This window comes from Arthrobacter sp. ZGTC212, from assembly GCF_002929255.1.
In the GTDB taxonomy this organism is placed as follows: Bacteria; Actinomycetota; Actinomycetes; order Actinomycetales; family Micrococcaceae; genus Arthrobacter_B; species Arthrobacter_B sunyaminii.
Window position 1 is genome coordinate 454,408 of sequence record NZ_PJIJ01000003.1, and the last position, 17,375, is coordinate 471,782.

11 protein-coding genes are annotated in these 17,375 nt (G+C 54.0%); 3 read left to right on the forward strand and 8 right to left on the reverse strand.

The features are described 5' to 3' along the window. Nucleotides 1–144: 144 nt before the first annotated feature. Nucleotides 145–2,397 (forward strand): acyltransferase family protein, encoded by a 2,253-nt coding sequence (locus CXQ89_RS14305; protein ID WP_258060147.1) that lies wholly within the window; start codon nt 145–147, stop codon nt 2,395–2,397. A gap of 1,147 nt (nt 2,398–3,544) precedes the next feature. On the opposite strand, the gene CXQ89_RS18210 is transcribed toward CXQ89_RS14305, so the two are convergent. The 8 genes from CXQ89_RS18210 to CXQ89_RS14340 all read right to left on the reverse strand — a co-directional run bounded on the left by CXQ89_RS18210 (nt 3,545) and on the right by CXQ89_RS14340 (nt 13,935). Next, a complete protein-coding gene (locus tag CXQ89_RS18210) occupies nt 3,545–3,745 on the reverse strand; it encodes a hypothetical protein (RefSeq protein WP_146067270.1) in 201 nt (66 codons plus the stop codon). Nucleotides 3,746–4,057: 312 nt separating this feature from the next. Continuing rightward, nucleotides 4,058–4,618, reverse strand: a complete 561-nt coding sequence (locus CXQ89_RS14310) for a peptidase (protein WP_104161725.1) — start codon at nt 4,616–4,618, stop codon at nt 4,058–4,060. A gap of 229 nt (nt 4,619–4,847) precedes the next feature. Continuing rightward, on the reverse strand, nt 4,848–6,527 hold the full coding sequence (locus CXQ89_RS14315; protein ID WP_258060107.1) for a DUF4012 domain-containing protein: 1,680 nt from the start codon (nt 6,525–6,527) through the stop codon (nt 4,848–4,850). Between the two features lie 247 nt (nt 6,528–6,774). Next, a complete protein-coding gene (locus tag CXQ89_RS14320) occupies nt 6,775–8,208 on the reverse strand; it encodes a sugar transferase (RefSeq protein ID WP_258060108.1) in 1,434 nt (477 codons plus the stop codon). Nucleotides 8,209–8,242: 34 nt separating this feature from the next. After that, complete coding sequence (locus CXQ89_RS14325) at nt 8,243–9,724, reverse strand: polysaccharide biosynthesis tyrosine autokinase (RefSeq protein WP_104161727.1); 1,482 nt, start codon at nt 9,722–9,724, stop codon at nt 8,243–8,245. A 290-nt stretch (nt 9,725–10,014) separates the two neighbouring features. Then, nucleotides 10,015–11,295: an oligosaccharide flippase family protein gene (locus CXQ89_RS14330; RefSeq protein ID WP_181032363.1), complete on the reverse strand. Its 1,281-nt coding sequence runs from the start codon at nt 11,293–11,295 to the stop codon at nt 10,015–10,017. Then, on the reverse strand, nt 11,277–12,431 hold the full coding sequence (locus CXQ89_RS14335; RefSeq protein ID WP_104161729.1) for a glycosyltransferase family 4 protein: 1,155 nt from the start codon (nt 12,429–12,431) through the stop codon (nt 11,277–11,279). The genes CXQ89_RS14330 and CXQ89_RS14335 overlap by 19 nt, the downstream gene beginning before the upstream one ends. A gap of 208 nt (nt 12,432–12,639) precedes the next feature. Further along, nucleotides 12,640–13,935, reverse strand: a complete 1,296-nt coding sequence (locus tag CXQ89_RS14340; protein WP_104161730.1) for an O-antigen ligase — start codon at nt 13,933–13,935, stop codon at nt 12,640–12,642. Nucleotides 13,936–15,493: 1,558 nt separating this feature from the next. Between CXQ89_RS14340 and CXQ89_RS18405 the strand changes: the two genes are divergently transcribed. Beyond that, nucleotides 15,494–16,174 (forward strand): glycosyltransferase, encoded by a 681-nt coding sequence (locus tag CXQ89_RS18405; protein WP_181032364.1) that lies wholly within the window; start codon nt 15,494–15,496, stop codon nt 16,172–16,174. Continuing rightward, complete coding sequence (locus tag CXQ89_RS14350) at nt 16,171–17,367, forward strand: glycosyltransferase (protein ID WP_258060109.1); 1,197 nt, start codon at nt 16,171–16,173, stop codon at nt 17,365–17,367. The genes CXQ89_RS18405 and CXQ89_RS14350 overlap by 4 nt, the downstream gene beginning before the upstream one ends. The last annotated feature ends 8 nt before the right edge of the window (nt 17,368–17,375 follow it).

Here is a 17,375-nt window from a genome sequence, read left to right on the forward strand (position 1 = left end):
CCCCGACATGAGGCTGTAGGTCGTTGATGGCTCCGCCGTAGTAAACCGTCCGCCCATGTTCGAGAGGCAGAAATGTCGCTTCAGTGACGGAAGCCAGACCCTCATTACCACTGGCCGAGAATTCGCATGGAGCCCAAGGGAAAGATGGCCTCCGTTTATGCAGGATGCAGGCATGCGGATAAGATTTTCGCACGTCTAAAGTCGGGAAATTCATTGTCACAGAGCACTATCACGCGCGCACGGTCCATTCAGGGTGGAAGCCTACCTCCACAAGCACCGAAGAAATCCTTACGCACGGACATCCAAGGACTCCGGGCAATCGCCGTGCTGGCCGTGGTCGCGGATCATCTAACTGGATCCCCAGTCGGGGGATTCGTGGGTGTAGACATCTTCTTCGTTATCTCGGGATTCCTCATAACCGGCCTATTGTTGCGAGAGCAGGAAAAGAAGGGCTCCATCTCCTTCGCAGATTTCTATCGGCGCAGAGTCCGTCGGATCGTCCCCGTCGCGGGGATCGTACTTCTGACGACTGTGGTTTCGTCATGGGCCTTGTTCTCGACTGGCCGAGCGAAGAGCATCACCTGGGATGGCTTGTTCGCCCTTGTCTTTGGGGCCAACTGGCAACTGGCAGCCATCGGCACGGACTATATGCAGGCCGAAGGCCCAGTTTCGCCTCTACAACATTTCTGGTCGTTGGCTGTAGAAGAGCAATTCTACGTCGTGTGGCCCTGGCTAATCGTTCTGGTTTTTGCGGCACTGGCGCACCGTCCCTCAACGAAACCTGCTGTGGCGCACCGTGTTTTGGCGGGTGTCTTTGGTCTGGTCATTCTTACCACCTTCGCTTATGCGATGTGGGAAACGAGTACGCGCCCAACGGTGGCATACTTTTCAACGATATCGCGCACTTGGGAACTGGCAGTTGGTGCTCTGCTCGCGGTTACTGGAAGCAGCTTTTCTCGCCTCGCACCCATGGCGCGGACAATTCTCGGCTACATTGGTTTAGCTGGAATCGCGTGGAGCCTTTGGTTTGTGACGCCGGAAATGTCGTTCCCAGGACCGTGGGCTGCTGCGCCCGTTATTGCTACGGCTCTCGTCATAGCTGCTGGGACGGGTGGCGAACAGCGTTACCTGTACCCCCTGACGAACCCACTTAGCGGTTACATCGGTAACATTTCCTATTCGCTCTACCTGTGGCACTTCCCGGTGATAGTTCTCATGGGATCGCTCTTCACCAGAGAGGACGTTATTGCATGGACGGTCATGATTCTCGGAATGATCGCCCTCTCTGTTGCGTCTTATCATTTCATCGAGGATCCCATTAGAAAGTCCTCGTGGCTGGAGTCGGCGAACCGCAAAGCTAGGCGAGACAAAACATCGCTGTTCGGTGCCACCTCCGCCAGAGCAGGAATGGGTGTACTCGTCATGGTCACCACTTTGCTGGTAATCCTTGCTCTGACAATACCGACGTCGGCGGAGGAAGCAGCTTCCTATAAACCGGCACCTATTTCCCTCTCCGGCGAGGCGGCAGCCGCTCCTGTTGAACCTAGAACAGCACAAGACAAGCTCGCTGCCGAGCTGGGGACGGCAATTTCCGCCCCATCTTGGCCGAATCTGACTCCCTCTGTCGACCAACTAAAGCTGGTTCCGGAGTGGATCGAAGACAAATGCCTCAACGTCGACGCCGAAAACTTCGCAAGATGCGCGTATGGCGATGTTTCTGCGACGAAGACCGCGGTGGTCCTTGGAGATTCAGTGTCCATCAGTTGGATGCCAGGCCTGCGCGAATCCCTGGGCAAGCAGGGGTGGAAGCTTCAATTGCTGACTCGGGAACAGTGTCCTGCCATAGAGGTACCAGTCAGGCAATACGACAACGAGGCAGGTTTCACGGAAGAGTGCTTGGCTCATCAGCGTTGGGCGGCAGAGAAAGTGGCCCAAATGAGACCAGATATGGTGATTGTTTCCAGCGCCTTAGGCACCCGAGATCGAATGGTCAGTGCAGAAAGCGAATCGGACATTATGAGCAGCTGGCGAGACGCGACGGTGAGCAAATTGGAAGAATTGAAAGGGTATACAGACGGAGATGTAGTCTTATTATCAGTTGCGTCCCGCGGACACAACCTCCAAGAGTGCGCTACAAGGGTGAGTAAACCAAGCGATTGCATGTCGAACGGCGACACTTTCCTCAAGACGGTTGCCGTTGAGCAGGATGCGGCAACGCGGGTTGAAGGGGTTCGCTTTGTGTCAACGGCGCAATGGTTCTGTGGGATCAGTTCGCAATGCCCTTCCTTTGCCGGCAACACGCCGATTTTTGCGGAGGGTGGGCATCTCACGCCGGAATACTCGGTCAAGCTAGCACCGATCATTGGCCCAGCGTTGCTTGGTCAAGACCAGCCTTAGAGCGGCCGCCCAGAGCTGAGAGTGGGGACGGCGTTACATTGGCAGGTAATCGTAGATACAGCACCGCCAAGTCATCCTTTATGCATTACAAAATCTTTAGAACAAGGTGGACTCGTGCTGGGGCCGGGCGTAGTCGCCAATGGTTCCCCCCCCAAGCGGAGCACGCTGAGTTGCGCGGGGTCCGCGTGGACCGGAGCGGACACTCTGGACCATATCCGTGGCCGTGGGTTGAAGGTCCATCCGCCCTCAGCGCGGATGAGGCGGACATGTTCACGGGCAAACTCGACATAGCGATAACACCCCGGTCTTCGGACCGGGGTGTTTTATTTATATGGGTTGCTGGTCAGGTGAGGTGCTCAGCGTTAGTTCGCACAGGATTTCTCCTGTTGTTGTCTTCGCGATGATCACGCCCCGTTCGTGATGATCCTGAGGACGGGTCTTCCAATGTAGGCTTTCCAGCACTATTCGCCCTAGTCTTCGGGTGGCAACGCAGCAAGAGGCCCTTCCGGAGACATCGACACTATCTACGCGTACCCGTGCTCGCCTGCCTGTGATGCCTGGTAAGCCTGCACTGGGGTTTATCTTCAAGGGCGCGGCGCGCGCGTTCATGGTTGTGAACGTGAAAAAGCTATAGGAATGGCTGTTGAGTTTGTCCAGGACGGGAAGGACTGGGTCTTTTCTGGGTGATCTTCGGGGGTGAGGAAGCGAATCGAAGCAGGTGTGTCCACGATTGCCGGAGAGCCGTGCGGTTAGACCAGTACCTTATGCGTCAAGGTGGAGGGGTGAAGTCGTGAACTGTACAGCAGCGAAGCAGACTTCGGTTGCCGCGGCGCCCGTACCAAGCCGATAGGTGTGCAGGCGAGGAGGCAGCGGAAATGGTCATCGACCAACTTCAGGACCTCCGGGGCCTTGTGGTCAACAACGGACTACAGTGAGGGGCACTATGCGGATAGGGGGCCCAGCCATACCATGGATCGGTAGTTTCCTGGCGGCTCCTCTGAAAAAAGGCTCGCAGCCGACCTCAAGCAGTGGACGCGTTCGGAGATCATTCTGGGCGTTGCTTTTGAAGTCCGGAACTCGTGTACGGCTACCAGGCCTCACTGTAGGTAGCGGAGAAGGACCCCAGTGAAGCGGTGCTCCTGTGCAGCTAGGCTGCTTGGGTGAGGCTGTCCGCTGAAAGCGGGGTTTCCTCCGCAGCCGGGGCATTCTTTGTAACCGGGGCGACGACTGTGCAGCACTGTCGTGTCTCGGTGGCCGTCTCCGCCGGGTGGTTGTGTCGACGAGCCACCCCCACCGACACCATCCCGCCGATGAAGCCCAACAGCCCGACGGAGGCCCAAATGATCATGCCGGCACTCGCGGCAATTGCAGAAAATGATACTGCTGAAAGCAAGAAATTCCCCCAGGAATTTTGACGGTGAAATAGTTGCGAAATCACACCCGTTTACAGGGTGCTCTTCGAAAACGATCGTAGCAGGGTGGTGGGCACCAACACTCGGAATGCAGTAGGCGGTTTCTCATCTTGCTGATGTCTGTCTGCCGACGTAGTCGGAGCGGTGTTGGCACGGCCGAAAAGGGTGAAATATGTGAGGAGGGTTGAGACCTTTTGGCTCCAACCCTCCTCATCTCGTCACTCCGACAAAACAACTACCTGATCAGACTAGGCATTCTTCCGGCGCGCCAATGCAACAGACCCAACGCCAGCACCGAGTGCCAGGACGCCTGCGGCGCCCCACAGCAGCAGTCCGGAATCAGCACCCGTGTCGGCAAGGTCGCCTTCACCGGAACCAGTGCTTCCTGCGCCATCCTCCGCGAAGGCCGGATCAACGAACACTTCGGCAGTAACAACATGCCCGGATTCGAGCCCTGTGGCGGTGAGTGTGTACGTACCGGCTTCGCCCAGCGTCACGTTCGTACTGAAGCTTCCATTGGCATCAGCCTTGGTCTCAAAGCTGTTCACGATCTGCGCCATGATGATCGGGCCGTTTACACCGGTTCCTGGTATGGTGACCGGTGTGTTCGAGTAGTCGACATCAACGCGGATTGATTCGCCCGGAGCAAAACCGGCACCGCTGAAGGTCACAGTGGCCCCCGGCGCCACTGTGGTGTCGTTGACGCCGCCGGTTGCGGGTGCGGGGTAGCTGTCGACGGCGTTAGCGGCGCCAGCGCCTAAGAACGCCAGTGATCCAGCTAAAATGAGTGCGGATGTGGTTTTTTTCATATGAGACTCCCCATGCAATTGATAAAAGACTGTCTGAGTATGGATTCACCAGTGCATTGAAACCGGGAATCCGTTCGAACTTCGAAACCTATAGCCCGTCCGGAACCCTCCCCAGCCCCGCACGCCGGCTTTTCCAACTACTTCTATCTAGTGGAAACGCTCTTTTACGGTAACAGGTCTATGGGGGAGTTCCAAGCGGGATATGGTACGTAATCTGCTGTTTACAAACTCATCGGCAGGAGGCTCTCTCTGCAGGAAGAATGACTTTTTCAATCGGTTCCAGACCTGGGGTAACTTTGAGCTTGGGATCTGAGTCTTGGACGACGTGGGAGAACACGACATCCAGCTCCGCTGTTTCGCCCGGCGCCAATTCCAGAGTGACCGTTCCCACAGGCCTCTGGCCGTGTTTTCCCGATCCAATGGGAACAGGTTGTCCATTCACAGTCGCCCTTTCTGCAAAGGCTTGTGCGGGGCCGTAATACACGTAGTTGGTCCTGATACTTCCGGGCTTGACGCCATAAACTCCGCGCCCTGTCACATACGTAGGAAGCGACGTCGCAGCATCAGCTGGCGCGTTGTTGGTAACTGTCATTCGAACCGTGTAACGGCTGTATCCGTCAGCTTGACACGTCTGAAGTAGCTGGGCAGTCCGTGAGGCGTAGTAGTCCATCTTTGCGCCCGTACCATCGTTGAAATACACGCCAAACGATGCTCCATCACCGGCCATACCCAGAACGGAGCCAGCCAGATTAGTGGCTGCAATAATCGACTGCTCACTCGAACGGCTAGACCATACGTAGAGACGGTCCTCCTGTGCGCTAGCACTTAAGGCTCGTATCAGCCCGGCGTGGTCACCGTTGCCCTCGGTAAAAGACGCGAAGACCTGCCCTGCGACCGAAGAGAAATATGCGTCCTGCACCGCCGGGTCCTGTATCTCCCTGTAGACGTCCGAGAGCAGTGTAGAGACAACATTGTCTTCAGTGAGCGTGTTTGGAAGGGAAGTCGTCTCAATAAGATTGAGCGTTTGGGGATCCGTCACATCCACGGGTCCTGTGGCACCAATCAGGTTTCTCAACACTACAGCGTCGAGTGCGAGGACCCCATCCAACGTCTGGTCACCATGCCGCACCTCCCACATACTCTTGGCCGTAGCAGCGGCTGTGGGGAAGTCTGGTGTGAGGTTTACATTTTGCATTTGAGTCCCCAAGCGCGCTGTATATAGGGCTGTCTGCTCAAGTTCGACCGGCACCGCAGGTCTAAACGTTCCGAGCGCGCTGGCGCTACTCTGCTCTTCTAGTGTTAGCTTCCCATCAGCAGCGGTGAGAACAGCTAAGGCTCCCGGAATGCCGCCGGTTGCCCTGGTTTCTGCACTGTTCTGGACGAGAACCAAATAGTTCCGGGGACCATCCGCACCAAGCATGGACGGTAAGAGTTGCGCCGCAGAGGAAGCGGTACCCAACACATCACTCAGGACTTCCAGCTGCTTAGTTGCGGAACGAATAGGATCAGCCACTTGCGGCACAACGGCGCGTAAATCAAGCGATTGGAGACGCTCATACGAGAGCCTCGCGGTGTTTTCGGCAGCCGAAATGCTAGGCGCTGCTTCTCGGAGCGGAGCGAGGTCAAAGCGCCCCTCTGCGGACAGATACGATTCCCCGCTCAGAAAATCATACTTGTCGAGCAACGGACCTACGGCCTGTGAAACTACATCGTCAGCTGAGACTGCAACCTCCGTTACCGCCCTTAAATTGGGTCCCACTACTGGAATTATGGTGGCTGCCGTCCACAACGGGCCTGTTGCGGTGTCCCTTGCAGCAGCTGCCTTTACCTGCATGGATTCGAAAATCTCAAGTACTTTTTGTTGATCCCCAGCGTCTAATTCAGACCGGAGGTGCGGGACTAGGCTCATGGTTTGCATCAGCTGACTCCGGACAAACGCAACTTGATGGGCCATCAACCCGCAGAATACGGCAAGGGTCAGGACGAGCGTCGCGGATGCCAAAACGATGTGGACTAGGAATCTACGGCGTCCTTGTCGTGGGTTCCGACGCCTAACGCGTCGTGTCTCTGGGATAAGACGGTCAAGTGACGAACGGTCATCTTTCATAGCGGTCATGATTCAGCCTTCACGAGCGGAAAAGCACGGTCCTTAAGGGTTAGAACGCACCCTGTCGGGCGAGGACGGCACGGAATGTCTTGAGCAGAATGGCGATATCTCCGGCAATTGACCAATTCTCGACGTAATAGAGGTCGAGGCGTACGGTGTCATCCCATGAAAGCAGGGAGCGGCCGCTGACCTGCCACAGACCTGTGAGCCCAGGACGGACCATGAGTCGACGATGAACGTGGCTCTGGTACTGCTGTACCTCTGACGCTAATGGGGGACGTGGGCCGACAAGGCTCATAGAACCGTTGAGCACGTTAAAGAGTTGTGGTAGTTCATCGAGGCTGTAGCGTCGTAGGAATCCTCCAACACGGGTTATTCGCGGATCCACTTTGAGTTTGAACATCACGCCATTACCTTCGCTCCGCAATCGGAGTGACTCCAGGCGAGCCTCTGCGTCGACCACCATTGACCGAAACTTGTACATACGGAAGCACCGACCGCGTGCACCCACACGCTCCTGTCTGAAAAACACCGGTCCTGGTGAGTCAAGCCGGACTACGACGGCGACTATCAGCAAAACAGGGGAGAGCAGGGCGATGAGCGCTGACGCTCCCACAATGTCAAATAACCGCTTGAAAATACGCTGCCCGCTGCCAAGATTTGGCGTTGAGACATGGATCAGGGGTAGCCCGGCCACGGGCTGAGTATGAATACGGGGGCCCGCAACGTCAGTCAAAGCTGGCGCCATAATCATTTTGACCTGCATATCCGCCAGTGCCCAGCCGAGTTCCCGCACAACCCGCGGAGGCAACGGAACGCCGCTGGATAAAGCTACCGCGTCTGGTCGTGCAGTGTGAACCGCATGCACAATGGAGGCAACGGACGGATCGCGCCCGAGTATGGGCAAATCAAGGTCGGGCTCAATTGCTGTATCAAAGCTAATACCAGGCAAATAGGCCGCTACAGGGCGGTAGCCGGCCATCGGTTGGCTTTGCAGGGCATGGGTAAGATGTGCAACGCCGTGGATACCGCCAATGAGCAAAACACTTGAGCTACTTCGGCCTGCCTGTCGCTGGCTTCGTAACAGGCTGCGAATGAGCATCCGAGCAATCAACAAAGAAGCAACTCCGACCGGGAGTGCCAATGCAATATAACCGCGGGCGGTATCTAACTGGAAAACGTAAGAAACTGTCGCGATAAGTCCAAAAAGCCAAAATGAACCACTGAATATTCGCTTGTATTCCTCGACTCCATAGCCCAAAACAGTTGGCTCACGACTACCTGAAAGCCCCAGTATTGCCCACCAAACTACCGTGAGAAGCAATGCTACAGCGATATACGGCTGACCCTCTGTAACGGTCAGTTCACCGCTGTTAGTGGCGCCAAATCGAAGTATCAGAGCACCAGCCATAGCCCACAATACGACTGCCGCATCCACCAGGGCTAAAATCTGTTTGTATCTAGCCCGCCAGTCAGTTGTCACTTGGTTTGCATCCCCCAATTGCGGCATTTATATGTCATCCACGAGGCGCAACGTGGCTTTGAACCGAAGCCGACCGAGACCGTGGGCGTCGCCCAACCTTCATGTGGCTGGCATTCATGGTCCGCGTCTTGAGCAGGGACTGCTCTCCGCTCCCTTGCTCCGTATTCGAAATATAAGAGTAATAGCTCTGGGCGTACGCGTCGGGTCCGTGCGTCGGAAGCAGATTAAGCACCACTCCGAGCAACTTCGCGTCCACAAGCTCCAGCAATTCCATAGACTTCTTTAGATCTTGTGACTTCAGTTTGCCGGATCCAACTACCATGACAACCCCGCCGGCAAGCTGCGCTAAAACAGAGGCATCGGTCACGGGGATGAGTGGAGGGGCATCGATTATCACGACATCAAACTCATCTTCTAGCTTGCCCAGTAACCGGGACATAGGTGCTGATCCGAGCAGTTCACTTGGGTTCGGAGGGATTTGTCCCGAGGCTAGTACATACAGTTGGTCATCCCCCCAAGACTGGAGCAGATCCTCAACGCTAGCCGTTCCAAGCAGGGCCGTCGTGAGCCCCGCACTGCTCTCGAGTCCAAGATAGTTTGCTGCCGTTGGCCTCCGTAGGTCAGCATCCACCAGAACCACACGCTGCCCTGCTTGAGACATTGCGATTGCAAGGTTAATTGCTGTTGTGCTCTTGCCTTCTCCAGGCAGAGAGGAAGTGACCAACATGGTTTTCGACTTGTTATTTACGTTGGCGAACTGCAGGTTGGTCCGTATCTGACGGAATGACTCAGCCCTTGGACTCTGGTGCGCTGCCTGAGTTAGTAGTGGTTTCTTTACTGCATCTGAGTCGAACGATATCCCCCCGAGCAGTGGTGTGTTCGACACTTTGGAGAGATCCTCACGGCTCCGGACCTTTGTATCGAGGGCTGAGCGCGCCAAAGTCACCACGATTCCGATTCCGAGACCGCCTATCAGACCAATGGCCAGACTCAATTTGATGTCTGTAGACGAAGGCTCGCTGGGTGCAGTAGCCGGCGTGACAACTGAGAGCTTGATGGGAGATGCAGCTCCGGAAGCCGGACTTTCCAGGTCATCAACCACGTTGATCAGACTGTCAGCGATGGCCTGAGCTATAGCTGCTGCCCGCATTGGCGAGGGATCGGTCGCGGTTATGGTCACTAGAACGGTGCTCGGATCAGCTTTGGCACTGACCTTCCCCGCCAAGCTGGCTGGTGTCATGTCTAGTCCCAAGCTATCTATAACAGGCTGAAGCACGATTGGTGTTTTAGCAGTTTGCACATAGGACTGGACCCTCGCTTGCGTAAAGGTGTTTCCCTGCTGAAGTTCTGCAACGCTGCCTGTGCTTTGAATAGCTACAAATAACTGCGTTTGACCGTTATAGGTCGGCCGTACGAGCAAGGAAGCTGAGGAAGCAGCAACCAATCCAAGAAGAGCGCATACGACGACTGTCAGCCAGTACCTGCGAAGTGCTCTCCCAAAATCTTTGAGATCCAAGTTTGTCCTTCCATTGCCTTCAGATTGCGTCGTTATCCATACAGAAGGCAAAAGCTCAATAACTACTCGACTGGCAGCCTAGACAACTATAGCTGGTGCAACCGTTCAACCTCACCCATCCGTACTTCATCCACTCCAAGTGGCTCCGAAAGCCTGTGGCGGGGTTCGGAGATCCGGGCATCTCAGATAACTGCCGGCGTGTGATAGTCAGTTCGCTAGAAGCCTTCGAATTGAAACAGCGGGCGGTCCGTCTGTCGCAATCAAACCCCTAATTTGCACCGCAATAATACTTAATCATTCGTAAACAATCGTTTTGGGCGGACGGAGCCGGATCGTGATCGAGCAACCGTAGCGAGAATGATACCCGAGGTTATAGCAGCAATGGATTGAGCGATCACTGCAAGGAACGCTGCCAGGGTGACCGTCATAGATGACCAGAAGAAGGCCAGAAGGAAAATAGTTGCTACGGCCCCCACCGCCGGACCAAGTGATCCCAATCCAGGTCTTCCGCGACCTGTGAGAATAACGGAAAAGCAGCTTGTAAAGGCTGCGATGCAACTACCGAGTAACAGAACTTGTGCCAAGGGAACAGCACTAGAGAAGTCTTCTCCGAAAGCAAATGGTATCAACCAAGGGCTCACCACGGCCAACAACAAGCACCCCATGCACACCCCTACTAAACCTACGGATGCAGTTTTGAGAATGCCCCGAATACTCTGTCCGGCGCTAGTCTCCGCCAGAAGATTTCTGACCATTACTACGGATACGAACAGTGGGATTTCTGAAACGGTTACGGCCACCGCATAGAATCCCAAGTCGTGCGCGGGGATTACAGCAGGCAATATGGCTTGGTCGAGTCTGTTGTTGAGGGTTACAGATATAGTTCCAAAGCTGGCCAACGCGGCGTAGCTCAAAAACTGCTTGTTGCTCACAGCGCTTACTGGCCGGTCTGTAATCACTCCGCGAGGTCTCGCACCGAGAAACAGAATTAGTGATGCAGTGATACCCGCGAGCAAAAATGCCGCGCCATAGTGCAGGGGGGAGGATGCAGCCAGCACGAAAAGTAGTATTACGAACGTGCATCGTATAACCGGTGCCATCACACGTTCGATGTCTAAGCGCAAATAGGACTGATGAGCTTGCCAGAAGGCCCGCCTGGTGGCAATGACTGTTCCTACAATTACGGCGCACCAGAGAGCGATGATTCCTATTCTAGATAGGCCGGTGACGTCAGAGATCTTTCCCGAATATAAGACCAAGATGATCATTACAAGTGCGCAGGAAACCGACAATGCACCGGTGATGACTCGGCGCAAATCACGGAATGGTACGCCTCTGGAAACGAAATAAGTAATCGCAGCTGGGATCCCTATAGCAGCGAAGGCGTCAGCGACGGATAGGGGCTGAAGTACTGCGGCGAGTGCTCCACGGCCTTCGGGCCCCAGCGCCCTTGCAAGAATCGGAGCAGTTATGAGTCCAACAAGCGGACCCGCGCCGTAAGCTATCCAGCTCCGGAATGTGGACCAAGGTAGGCGTCGTTTGCGTGGTGTAACTACAGCCGGCTGGACCAATTGATAACCTTTTCTAATTCACCATAAGCATGAGCCCACGTATGCTGTTCAGCCTTCAGGCGGCTGCTTATTACGGAAGTATCTGCGCGGGCGGAATCGTCCAACAAGCCAAGGATTGCGTCGGCAAGTTCTTGAGAGTCGCTTGGCTCTACAAACGTCACCCCAGAACTAGTTCCGACTTCGGTCATGCCACCGACTCTGGTTGCAATGGGCGCAGTATGGCTGGCCATGGCCTCCAGCAAAACTAAACCGAATGGTTCCTGCCAGATTGAAGGAACCACCCACGTGCGGCAGCCGTTGACAAGATGGGGTACTTCGCCAGGTGGTACGGGGCCCGTAACGTCGAGCCGAATATTAGGACCGGTCAGCGCAGAGATGACCTTTTGTTCGTATTTAGACACACTGTCAGTGGGCAGAAAACCCTTACCACCGACTAGCCTTATTGAGACAGGGCGAGTACTCGCGATCTTTCGTACCGCATCCGCCAGGACGTGAACACCCTTTTCTCGGACTATGCGGCCAACATAGACAATATCAAATTCATTCTTATCAGAAGATAACGAACGGAACTTGTCAACATCGATTCCATTCTGCACAAGCTTTAGATTTGTTCGTTCGACGGGATTCTTGATTCGACTTCGACGATAGAGATCGTTCAAAAGGAACTGGCTGACACACACCACCGAGTCGAATTCACCTAGACGGTTGCGAATCGCCCAGGGCCTAGCTTTAGTCATTACACGGTTATGCACATAAAGGTGGATTCGAGCGTGTGGAAAAGCTCGTCTAACATGGTTGCCCAGCCAAGGCTGATTGTGAACAAAAACGTCGGTAACTCCCGACAATTTGGTGGCATCGTATTTGGGTGCGAACGCGGTATGTCCGGCGACTAGCTTCCAGAGTGCATCGAGAAATACGCCAGGGATGGTCTTTGTCCAAGTTGGTGGAGGCGTTATCATCGCAACACCGAGATGAGGGTCGCGAAGCTTGTTTATGCCACAACCTATTGTGGTAACTGTGCCTCGGCGCTCAGCAGCGGCAGACAACTCCGATGCCACACGAAGGATGGCGGATCCATTTCTCTCCGAGAGCTCACTCGATGGCAAAACAAGATGGAGCTGCTGTGCAGAATACATTGAACCATGATAACACTATCTATGTATTCTCTTGGGCATAGCCGAAAGACAACGGCGTCAAGGGTTGAACAAAAATTGCGAGCGCAGAAGTGCTCCGATTCATCGCTCACCTCATAGCTGACGTGGTGGTTGATGGGACGGTTGGACAAAGCAGCTAATTTTTTTGGTAGACGGTTTTAGGACAATTGCATGTTAGAAAATAGTCTTCCTAAGCCGATCCCCTTAGATGCTCAGTCGAAATATTTGGGGATAAACTACCCGTAGTGGGTCTTTCTACGGTGGCTCGCGGCGCGGCAGGCCTGGTAATTCGTACTTGGACCTGAGGATCTGTCCCGGATGAAAGGGAGAGCCCGAGTCCAGTAAACAAAAGTGCGATTATGTGGGTGCTTCCCCAGGTGGTTTCAACAAATGAGCATATGAGAAAAGCTATCAGGATTGCTACACCCGACGATTTATCGTACGATTTCGCGCGTTTATCTCTAACTAGCATGGCGCATATCGTAAACAAGAGTGAGAGTAAAAGGATTAATCCGACTGTGCCGTACCGGTAGAACACTAATAGGAAGGTGTTGTGGGGATGGCCAAATTGCGCCAACACGCCGATTTCCTCGGCCATTACGTCGCTGAACGCGCTCGGCCCGAAGCCGATAAGTGGGGACTCTGAAACTTTCTTTAAAGTTCCAACCCAAAGTTCGAGACGAATAGCGTTGGAGCTGAAGCCGGCGTCGGTGATCGTCAAGAGCCGTTGAACGGGGGCCGCTACAATTTCCGGAAACATCAATAGCGTAGAGGTGAGGAAGAAAGAAGCCGTAATCAGCCAAACTGCTAAGCGGGAACGTATACGTGGCGAGAGCAGTAGAACACCAGCCAGGAGGGCAATGATTAAACCTATCCATGCCCCTCTGGTGTAAGTCAATATTAGCCCCACAGCTCCGGCTCCAGCTAGGCAGCGGGCAGCTGTGCTCTTAAAAGCAAACGACGCAAAGCTCAAGATGAGTGCTAGGTAAGCGCCGAAAACAACAGGAGTGTAGAACCCTCCAAACGGCCTGTAAGTTCCTGCTGAAGTGTCATAATTGAAATCCGGCGGTTGGTATCCCATGCCTCTCAGAACATCATGCCCAACGACAAGTTGATAGGTCTCGAGGATGATTGCTAGGAGCAGAGATGCCAATAATCCATTTAATATCGGCTTTCGTAGTTCTGCGATTTTCGAAATCCGGAACAGTATCAATGCAGAGAATACTGCCGCACCATCGCGGAGGAAGGAGATGTCGAATGAATGTCCTTCAAGAATTGCCAACAGGCTCATTCGTGCAATGAGCCAGGCGATAAATGCGGAGCCCATCAGTTCTATGGCTGTGAACTTTGAGTTAAACACCCGGTATCTGACGCCCAGGTACAGAATGGCAACCACCAATGCATCGGCAGTTCCAACGGGTCCAGGAACCAGTTCAAGCGGAATGTACGCCATCGAAAGTGAAGCAATTACGGTCGTCAGAAGCACGTGCTTGCTAGATGGTTTGGTGTGTTCGGGGCGGCGCACACGAATTACTCTATACGATCATATAGCTAAGGTTCGATCCCTGCACCAGTCCGGTCTGAGCGCATCCAGGGTTTGACATGCTAATCCATCGCGAAGATTGATCGTGGTTCACCCCGTCCACCGGATTTGGTATCGGTCCACCTGGCCGATGTTCTGGTCCTCAGAGCGAGAATCCTTGGGGTCATCTTCACGCAGGATGAAGCCGGAACGAAGCAGCCTACCTCTGAGACCTTCTTCCCGTCCGCACCGCGCGCGCGGTTCTGATTCCAATAGAAGCCAGCACAGTGCCCGCCAAGCCAGTGTTTCTGCCACGCAGTTATATGTGAAAGATCACATGTCGTCGCAGAATGCGCTGTACCGGTGTCCTGGGACCTACGAGCTAGTGGATGCGCGTCCCACTTGCGGTTGCTGATTCAGAAAGGCTGCACTGAGTACCTCTACGCCCGCTGGATGAAGCGAGGCATACAGGGCACCTGACCGATACTTAGGCCCGAGAAAAGCATCGACGCGGCCACAGCTATTCTGCCGGCACGTGACCATTGTCTGTGTAGATGCATACTGAGCGGACGGTAGAGCGACACCGATCGGATGAATCCATTTGAAGTCAGGAGAAGGTTTCTAGCACGAGCTACCGTGAGCTGCACGCTGTCTAAGAAATCAGTGTCGGGGACTGCGCTTGGCAACAATCCTGAGACGACCACACGCCCACACTTGCGTGTTGCCGGCCGCTTTGCGCGGCCGGGGCGCCCAAGCGGCTCGTTGGCGCCCAAGCGGCTCGTTAACGGATGGAAGTGAAACGTGACTTAGTATAGCTAGGGACCTCACCCGGTAAAACACTCGATATCCATGATTGAGCTGGCCGAAACAGAGTAACCGGGCTACCTCACCGGTGATAATTTGAGTATTTTCCAGTAACGGTGATATGCAGGGTTCCAATATTTAGGTATAAAGACTTGGCCATGTTTCAGAACCCAGAACGCGGGAGACTCCAGATCCTAGATATCAGAGATGTGGAAGTGGCACGTACGTACGGGAGCGATGGCTCCAATGAGTGGAGGAATCCTTGCCAGGCGTTATAGTCCACGAGTGGATCGAAGAATCCGGTGGCGCTGAGAAAGTGCTCGACTCGTTCGGTAAGATCTTTCCAGACGCACCAATTTTCTGCCTCTGGTCCGATGCACAGGAGCGCTACGCTCCCGGACGTGTTCAACAGAGTTGGCTTGCCAGGACAGCCTTGCGGCGGAGTAAAGCTGCGGCGCTCCCGTTCATGCCTTTTACATGGAGGCGAGCTAGTGCCGGCATAGACCCAGAATGGGTCTTGGTGAGCTCCCATCTTTTTGCACACCATGTGAGTTTTCCACGGGCATCGAAACACACCCCTAAGTTGGTATATGCGCATACGCCAGCGCGGTACATCTGGAATCCGGAACTCGACGGGAGAGGAAACTCAATTGCCGCTCGGATTGCCAGTCCGGTCCTAAAAAAGGTTGACCGTTCGCGAATTAAAGAAGCGACGTCTGTGGCTGCCAACAGCAAGTTTATTGCGAATCGAATACGTAATACTTGGGAACGAGAAGCCCAAGTAATTTACCCACCCGTCGACGTAGAAGCGATCCAATCGGTAGACGACTGGTCGCAGAATCTTACCCAAGAAGAGTTTGAAATCCTGCACCAGCTTCCCTCAGATTTCATCTTGGGAGCATCTCGACTTGTGCCGTACAAGAAAATGGATGACGTCATAAATGTTGGAGACGCAATAAAACTTCCTGTAGTCATTGTGGGAGAAGGTCCGGAAAGATCTCGACTGCAAGCCTTAGCGGATAAAGCAAAGGTTCCTGTTTATTTCTTGGGCCGAGTCAGCAACCCCCTCCTGTATACACTGTATGAGCGAACCCAGCTTTTCGTTTTTCCTCCCGTGGAGGACTTTGGTATCGTGCCCGTCGAAGCCATGGCAGCAGGTGCGCCGGTGCTTGCAAATCGAGTTGGGGGCGCCTCCGAATCTGTACTCGAGTCGGTAACAGGTTCATTGACCTCATTTGAAGACATGTCAGAGACAGTCAAGAACGCAGGAAAAGCGATGGCATGCCAGGCATTTGAATCTCGTCGTCGGGCTCAAATGTTTTCGGAGAGAGAGTTTGTGACGGAGATCAATAAATGGGTGAGTTTTCATACCACAGGTGCGGACCTAATAGCCCGATGAGTCTGTCGAACTTCTCGTCTAGTAAACCGCGACTTTATGTCTTCGGACATTCTGCTGCTCTTTCCGGCGCTGAGCTAAATTTGCTCCGATCTGTAGCTAAATTTAAAGAATTCGACGTGACCGTAATCGTCGGAGAGGACGGACCTCTGGTAGGCGCGCTCCGGAATAGAGGCATCAAAGTATTTGTGGTGCCCTTGTCTAGGGCGGCAGCGCAGTGGAGATCCTCCGGCGCACGGTTCAGTACAAATAAAATTCTGGCACCACTTAGTCTTGCAGCGCACGGTTTAAGACTCGGAATCCGACTCTATCGTGATAAACCCGACTTGCTCTATACTAATTCGGCAAAGGCTCACATTTATGGGGGCATTGCCGGTCGAATAATGCGGCGGCCCGTCGTAGCGCACCTCCATGACCGCATTTCGGACGACCTGATGTCCAAATTTAATATGTTGGCAATCAATATCGCTATGAAATTCCTCGTCTCCGGAATTATTGCAAATTCGAAATCCACCGCTCAGACTCTTCAAACGTCCGTTGCCGTGCCGGTGGTTGTCATTCCGTGTGCGCTTGAAGAGGATATCCCGGTCCGGGTTGCAACAGAAAAAGAATATGTAAGGTTTGTGGTATCCGGCCGTATATCGCCGTGGAAAGGACAGCATCTAGCGATTGAAGCCTTTTCCCGGATCAGGGACCGGATACCTAATGGGAGCACACTAGACCTTATGGGTGGCGCATTATTCGGTGAAGTGGATTACCAAAATGATCTAGAAGCGCTCATATCGAAACATGGACTGAGCGATTGGGTGAATGTTCGAGGGCATGTGAATAATGCGCCTTCCAAGCTTAGGAATTACGATGTGCTACTCCATACGAGTACCGTTCCTGAACCGTTCGGTCAAGTAATAACTGAGGGATTAGCGGCTCAAGTTCCCGTAATTGCCGCGGACGCTGGTGGTCCCTCTGAAATATTGACTCATAACTTTGATGGACTTCTCTATCCCGCGGGAGATGTTCAGGCACTTGCAGACGCAATGTTAACTGCATCTTTGTCGCCCGGTTTACGCACCAGACTTGCTGCGAACGGTAAAAGAACTGCCAGTCGGTATGACGTGGTCGAGATAGTTCCTGAAGTCGAGAAATTTTTAGCGTCAATTTTGGCCCGTCAATCCACGCATACGCATAGAGCAGCGTGAGTAAGAAG

Excerpts from the sequence above, each read along its gene's own strand:
- CXQ89_RS14310 (WP_104161725.1), bottom strand. The coding sequence starts at position 4,618 with ATGAAAAAAACCACATCCGCACTCATTTTAGCTGGATCACTGGCGTTC.
- CXQ89_RS14350 (WP_258060109.1), top strand. The coding sequence starts at position 16,171 with ATGAGTCTGTCGAACTTCTCGTCTAGTAAACCGCGACTTTATGTCTTC.
- CXQ89_RS14315 (WP_258060107.1), bottom strand. The coding sequence starts at position 6,527 with ATGAGCCTAGTCCCGCACCTCCGGTCTGAATTAGACGCTGGGGATCAA.
- CXQ89_RS14335 (WP_104161729.1), bottom strand. The coding sequence starts at position 12,431 with ATGTATTCTGCACAGCAGCTCCATCTTGTTTTGCCATCGAGTGAGCTC.
- CXQ89_RS18210 (WP_146067270.1), bottom strand. The coding sequence starts at position 3,745 with ATGATCATTTGGGCCTCCGTCGGGCTGTTGGGCTTCATCGGCGGGATG.
- CXQ89_RS14305 (WP_258060147.1), top strand. The coding sequence starts at position 145 with ATGGCCTCCGTTTATGCAGGATGCAGGCATGCGGATAAGATTTTCGCA.